The organism is Mycobacterium sp., assembly GCF_050701675.1.
In the GTDB taxonomy this organism is placed as follows: Bacteria; Actinomycetota; Actinomycetes; order Mycobacteriales; family Mycobacteriaceae; genus Mycobacterium.
The window spans coordinates 1-4,573 of the sequence record NZ_JBOGDD010001126.1 but is presented as its reverse complement, the minus strand read 5'-3'; the positions used below and the strand labels follow the sequence as shown (position 1 = coordinate 4,573).

Below are 4,573 nucleotides of genomic sequence, written 5' to 3'. Positions count from 1 at the left end.
CCGTACCCGACCGCGCGTCTCGACGGCTAAGGCGCAATGCGGATCGGGCCGGGATTCCACCAGCCGGTTCTGAACGTGGTGTCGAGGTCGATGCGTGCAGGCTTCCCGTCCTCGACGGTGTCGAGTTTGCGTAGCGACCCCCAGTCTCGTCCCCAGTCATGCGATAGATAGGTCGCCATCACATGGGCTCGCAAAAGCAGGTCGGAGATGCCGAGTAGGCCACCATTGCGACCTTCTTGCCACGTGTCGGGATTCTGCAGCTTGGCTGGATAGTCCGGCGAGATCCGATAGTTCGGCACTTCGGTGACACCATCGGCGTGCAGCATCGGGTGTTGGCACGGAAAGACGAGACCAACCATCCAGTCCAGCAGGATCGGCTGGGTAGACCCGAGATAGTCCTGCAGGGACCGTAGTTCGGGAATCCGAGGCGGCGTGACGGCGACCCAACCGCCGAGGTCCAACGACCCATCCTCGGCCACGATGCGGATGTAATCATCGTCGGCGGGAATGTCCGCACGTGGGAACCGCAGGGATCGCCAGGCGGGCTGAGGCCCAATGTCGTATGGGCTCAGTCTGCCGTCTGGTCGAGGAACCCCGCCGGCTCCGCCCTTCCCGTATTCGATTGCTACCGTTTGGGCTTCGGTTCGGCCATTCAGAACGCTGTCCCCGGTGATGGTGCCTGCCGCAGTGACGACGACGAGTGGGTGCGCGGCATCGGCGGCTGGTAGGCGGTACCACGCCGAGGTGAGTGTGCTCGGTTGCTGAGGCCCGGCGGTGAAGCTGCCTGCAACGGGGACTCGTTTCGGGTCAAGACCATACGGCAGGGGAACGCTGGAGCCGTTGATGCCCGGCGTGTCCAACGCCGTGGGCGCCACCCAGTCATAGTCCGTGCCAGGCTGCGTTTCGCTCTTCCAAACCGCCTCGGCCAGTGTGTGAATCGGCGCCCCGTTCGGAGTGAACCCGATTGGGTCGTCACCGCCGAGCGGGCCAAGGGCGCCGTAGCGGCCGGGGATCGGGGTGAGGAAGCCGGCGTTGGCGTCCGGTTCGACCAGCACGTCGTCGGCCAGCCCACACCCACCGGTCAACTCGCGCAGGTTGGCCCACCCGTTGGAGTAGGTCGGGAATTGCCGGATCACGCCGATCGAGAGCGAAGCGGTGAACACCATCACCATGAACCCCGCCGCGAGCGGTACCGGTGCGACCGTCATCGCCCGGACGAGACTAGGCTCGCGACTCCGTGGCGGCGTGACGTGCAGCCAGCCGGCATGGATCGCAGCGATCAAGGACAGCGCGAATAACAGGCCGCCCAGTGGGATCGGCCCGAGCCGTGGCGTCGCGTCATTGGAGATCACGCCGTAGCTGGATACGTACCACCACCCGTTGGTGGACGCGAAACACAGTGCCACGACGAATAATACGAGCGACACGAACGCCATGCGGTTGCGGAGCGAGCGTAGGACGGTCGGCCCCATGAGGACGGTTGCCAAGGCCGCCATGGCCGCGCCAACGGCCGCGAACAGGCCGAAGTGATGAACCCACTTGGTGGGAGTGAAGGTGAGGAAGAAGATGGTGCCGAAGATGACCCCCATGAGTCGCCAGACTGGTCCGATGGCGACACCAGGGACCCGCTTTCGGCGCAACAGCAAGAAGATCGATGGCAGCAGGCAGGCGATGGTGATCAGGATCCCGAAGCGCCGAGACAGCGACCCGTCCGTCGTGGGCAGGATCAGGTAGAAGTAGCGCAGGTTCTCGGTGTACCACGCCTGGCTGGGCCCGATCGCGGTGCGCACCCTGGTGGCCTCCAGGACGGAAGCGACGGTTTGGTCGGCGAAGATGACCGTCAGCACGACGAAGCCCACCGCGAGCAGTGGTGCGATCAGGGGCCACGTGCCCATCTGACGACGCCGTGCCACGACGATCCGCAAGATCGGACGACCGCCGGCCAACAGAGCGGCAACGGCGATCAACCCGGTGGGTTGGATTCCGAGTGTGAACGCCGCGGTGACGATGGCCAACGCGACCGGAAGGATGCGGCGGCTGATGATCGCGCGTTCGATCAGCACGTAGGTGATCAGGGCGCCAGCGGCGATCTGGCCTTCGGGTCGCAGCCCGTTGTTGAACGGCATCCACGCTGCACTCAACACCAACGCAGCCGCCCAAAGTGCAGCCTTGTCATTGGCCACCGCCGGGCCGAGCCGAGGAAGCACTTCCCTGGACAACAGGACCCAGCACAGCAGAACGCAGATCAAGTCGGGCAACCGGATCCACAGGCTGATGTCACTGACGTGAGTCATCAGGGCCAGCAGGTTGTAGTACCAGCCAAACGGATCTTCGGGGCTGCCAAACCAGCGAAAGTAGTTCGACATGTAGCCGGCATGGTCGGCGACCCGCGCCATCTGCATCTGATAGCCGTCGTCGGACGATCCTGCTCCGATGAAGTACCAGACCACCGACAGCGCGATCACTGCCGCGTCGACGATGGTGAACCGCCGCCACCGTGTCGGGATCAGCCGCTTCGCGCGCCGACCATCGAGTCGGTCCAGCCGCCACAACGCCAGCAGCGCAATGACTGTGGCGCCAATCCCACCGAGTATCGCCGCGACCTTCAACGGTGTGGGCGATGTGGTGAAACGGGTATCGATGTTCGCCACGAGTGAGAGCCCCGGCGGCGCCGGACCCGTCAGGTCGGTGAACACCCCGACGATCTGAGGCCGCAGATTCGGATCGGTGTACCCCGTGCGTTGCTCGGCGCCGTCGGGTGCCGTCAATCCGACGAAGGTTGCAAAGGTGCCGTCCTTCGACGAGGAGATCTCGATGCGCTGACACCCACGATCGATCACCCTGTCTCGGGCCACGCTGGCGACCACCACATTGCGCACGATCACGTCGACGCGCTCGCTGCCAACGGTCACGAACAGGCCGTTGAGCGTCGCCTCCTTGCCGTCGGCGGGGGCAGTACCGATGACAGTCCCGCCCGATGGAGGCATCGACCGAATCACCGCGCACGGAACCGTGGCCGTCAGAGACACCGGTGTCAGGGCGATCAACGGCGCCGTGACGTTGCCCAGTTGCGCATTCTGCGGCCAGCTCAGGGTCGCGGTCGTTTGCACTACCGGCAGCACGGGCGTCAGCGCGGACAACACGAAGCCGACCAGCCCCGCAATGGTGGCCACCCACCGCACCAGCCGCAGGTTTCGACCACCGGTACCAGCATCGGCGATCCCCCTCGGGGGAAGTTCGGTCAGCGTCACAGCTGCGCGGACGGTCGAATCGGTTTGGGGCCCACCGAATAACACGTATATGAAGCAACTGTTACAGTCAAGTGCGTGGGCCGCCCCTTCGACTACGCCAAGCGCGAGCAGCTGGTCGAACAGGCGACCCAGGTGCTCGCTCGAACGGGAGTCATCGACACCTCATTGCGTTCGCTGGCGACGGAGATGGGCACGAGCGCACGAATGCTCGTCTACTACTTCGGCAGCAAGGAGCAGCTGATCCTGGCCGTCATGAATGGCCTGCAAGAACAAAACGTGCCCGAGCCCGAGCTGTACGCCACCGCCGAGGAGCTGCGTCAATGGTGTCTGGACGATTGGCAGGAGATCACCCGCGGAAGCCAACGGTCCCGGCTCCGCATCCTCGAGCAGGTGTTCGGGGCCGCCTGCGGCCAAAACAGCCCCTACGCGCGCTACACCGCGGACACGCTCGCGCAGTTGACCCGAAATGCACAGTCGAGGATGGAGGCCATCGGGATGCCGCCAGCGGTCGCCGAGACCCGCGCACGGCTGGCACTCGCGGCGATCCAGGGCCTGGTCATCCAGTTCTTCACCAGCAATGATCCCGACCTGGTGGACGACACTCACCGCCGCATGGTCGACGACCTCATCCTGGCACCGTTCGAAAACGAAGGACCGAGAAGGCAGCGCCGGCCACCATCGCAGCCGCCAGGTCGCGGATCAGCCACACCGCCGCCGCGCCACCGAAGGAATGCGCGGCCGCTCGACGGCGGCAAATGAGCAGGTGATCGATGGTCCCCCCCGCTGGGTCTGGCCACCGCATGGGTGTGCCGGTCGCGTCTGCACCTAGGATTTTGGCATGTGGACGGCACAGGTGACGGGGCGCTCGCCCTGCGAACAGCCATGACCACGCCTCAGCTTCTCTCAGACCGCTACGAACTCGGAGAGATCATCGGAGTCGGCGGGATGGCCGAAGTCCACCTCGCGCGTGACGTTCGACTTCACCGCGACGTCGCGGTGAAAGTGCTGCGCGCCGACCGGGCGCGCGACCCGAGCTTCCATCTGCGGTTCCGCCGGGAGGCGCAGAACGCCGCCGCGTTGAACCACCCGGCGATCGTCGCGGTCTTCGACACCGGAGAAGCTCAGACCGCCACCGGTCCAGTGCCCTACATCGTCATGGAGTACGTCGACGGCATCACGCTTCGCGACATCGTGCGCAATGAGGGTCCCATCGAGCCGCGCCGCGCCATCGAGATCATCGCCGACGCCTGCCAGGCGCTGAACTTCAGTCATCAGCACGGCATCATTCACCGCGACGTGAAACCCGCCAACATCATGATCAC

The 4,573-nt window shown here is 65.1% G+C and carries 3 protein-coding genes; 2 read left to right on the top strand and 1 reads right to left on the bottom strand.

The features are described from left to right. Nucleotides 1-26: 26 nt before the first annotated feature. Nucleotides 27-3,251, bottom strand: a complete 3,225-nt coding sequence (locus ACRDUX_RS34870) for an arabinosyltransferase domain-containing protein (protein ID WP_526421090.1) — start codon at nucleotides 3,249-3,251, stop codon at nucleotides 27-29. A 75-nt stretch (nucleotides 3,252-3,326) separates the two neighbouring features. Here ACRDUX_RS34870 and ACRDUX_RS34865 point away from each other — a divergent pair, with 75 nt between their 5' ends. Both ACRDUX_RS34865 and ACRDUX_RS34860 read left to right on the top strand, forming a co-directional pair. Beyond that, entirely contained in the window at nucleotides 3,327-4,010 is a 684-nt protein-coding gene (locus ACRDUX_RS34865; RefSeq protein WP_526421088.1) for a TetR/AcrR family transcriptional regulator, read from the top strand. A gap of 123 nt (nucleotides 4,011-4,133) precedes the next feature. Continuing rightward, nucleotides 4,134-4,573: protein kinase domain-containing protein (locus ACRDUX_RS34860; protein ID WP_526421092.1), on the top strand; the 440-nt coding region annotated here is incomplete at its 3' end.